The organism is Micromonospora sp. D75 (assembly GCF_018070405.1).
Taxonomy (GTDB): Bacteria; Actinomycetota; Actinomycetes; order Mycobacteriales; family Micromonosporaceae; genus Micromonospora; species Micromonospora chalcea.
In genome coordinates this window covers 1-1,545 of sequence record NZ_JAGPXV010000936.1, presented here as the reverse complement: position 1 = coordinate 1,545, position 1,545 = coordinate 1, and the positions used below count along the sequence as shown (strand labels likewise).

Sequence of the window (1,545 nt, the reverse complement as noted above, 5' to 3'; positions counted from 1 at the left end):
ACCTGCTGCTCGGAGGGAACAACCGGTGACCGCGTACCTCATCACAGGCGTCAGTGTGGTCGGCGGCGAGCCGACCGACCTGCTCATCCGCGACGGCGTGGTGGCCGCCGTCTGCGACGGACTCGCCGCCGACGACGCCACGGTCGTCGACGCGACCGGCCTGGTCGCGCTGCCCGGCCTGGTCGACCTGCACACCCACCTGCGCGAGCCCGGCCGGGAAGACGCCGAGACCGTCGAGTCCGGTTCCCGGGCCGCGGCGCTCGGCGGCTACACGGCGGTGTGCGCGATGGCGAACACCTCGCCGGTCGCCGACACCGCCGGCGTGGTCGAGCAGGTGTGGCGGCTCGGCCGGGAGGCCGGCCTGGTCGACGTGCAGCCGATCGGCGCGGTCACCGTCGGGCTGGCCGGCGAGCGCCTGGCCGAGCTGGGCGCGATGGCCGACTCCGCCGCCGGGGTGCGGATCTTCTCCGACGACGGGCACTGCGTGGCCGACCCGCGGCTGATGCGCCGGGCGCTGGAGTACGTCAAGGCGTTCGACGGCGTGATCGCCCAGCACGCCGAGGAGCCCCGGCTCACCGAGGGCGCGCAGATGCACGAGGGCGAGGTGTCCACCCGCCTCGGCCTGACCGGCTGGCCGGCCGTCGCCGAGGAGGCGATCATCGCCCGGGACGTGCTGCTGGCCGAGCACGTCGGCAGCCGCCTGCACGTCTGCCACGTCTCCACCGCCGGCAGCGTCGAGGTGCTGCGCCAGGCCAAGGCGCGCGGCGTACGGGTCACCGCCGAGGTCACGCCGCACCACCTGCTGCTGACCGACGCCAAGGCGGAGAGCTACGACCCGGTCTTCAAGGTCAACCCGCCGCTGCGCACCGCCGCCGACATCGCCGCGCTGCGGGAGGCGCTGGCCGAGGGCGTGATCGACATCATCGCCACCGACCACGCCCCGCACGCCGTGGAGGACAAGGAGTGCGAGTGGGCGTACGCCCGGCCGGGCATGCTCGGCCTGGAGACCGCCCTGTCCATCGCGCTCGACGTGTTCGGCCCCCGCTGGGACCTGATCGCCGAGCGGATGTCCCGCACGCCGGCCCGCATCGCCGGGCTGACCGGGCACGGCGTCGACCCGGCGCCCGGCGTGCCGGCCACCCTGACCCTTGACGACCCCGCCGCCCGCCGCGTCATCGAACCGGCGGAGCTGGCCAGCCGTAGTCGTAACACCCCGTACGCCCGCATGACGCTGCCGGGTCGCATCGTGGCGACCTTCCTGCGCGGCGAGCCGACGGTCCTGGACGGAAAGGCAGTTAAGTGAAGAGACGTCCTGCGATTCTCGTCCTCGAGGACGGGCGCACGTTCCACGGCGAGGCGTACGGCAGCGTCGGGGAGACCTTCGGCGAGGCGGTCTTCAACACCGGCATGACCGGCTACCAGGAGACGCTCACCGACCCCTCGTACCACCGGCAGGGGGTGGTGCAGACCGCGCCGCACAGCGGCAACACCGGCGGCAACGGTGAGGCCGACGAGTCCGACCGGCTCTGGGTGGCCGGGGACGTG

At 73.9% G+C, this 1,545-nt stretch carries 2 protein-coding genes; both read left to right on the top strand.

All coding sequences use genetic code 11. The annotated features are described in order from the left end of the window. Window positions 1-25 precede the first annotated feature (25 nt). A complete protein-coding gene (locus tag KBX39_RS30855; RefSeq protein ID WP_210873924.1) occupies window positions 26-1,303 on the top strand; it encodes a dihydroorotase in 1,278 nt (425 codons plus the stop codon). Beyond that, window positions 1,300-1,545: carbamoyl-phosphate synthase domain-containing protein (locus tag KBX39_RS30850; protein ID WP_312247522.1), on the top strand; the 246-nt coding region annotated here is incomplete at its 3' end. The genes KBX39_RS30855 and KBX39_RS30850, both read left to right, overlap by 4 nt.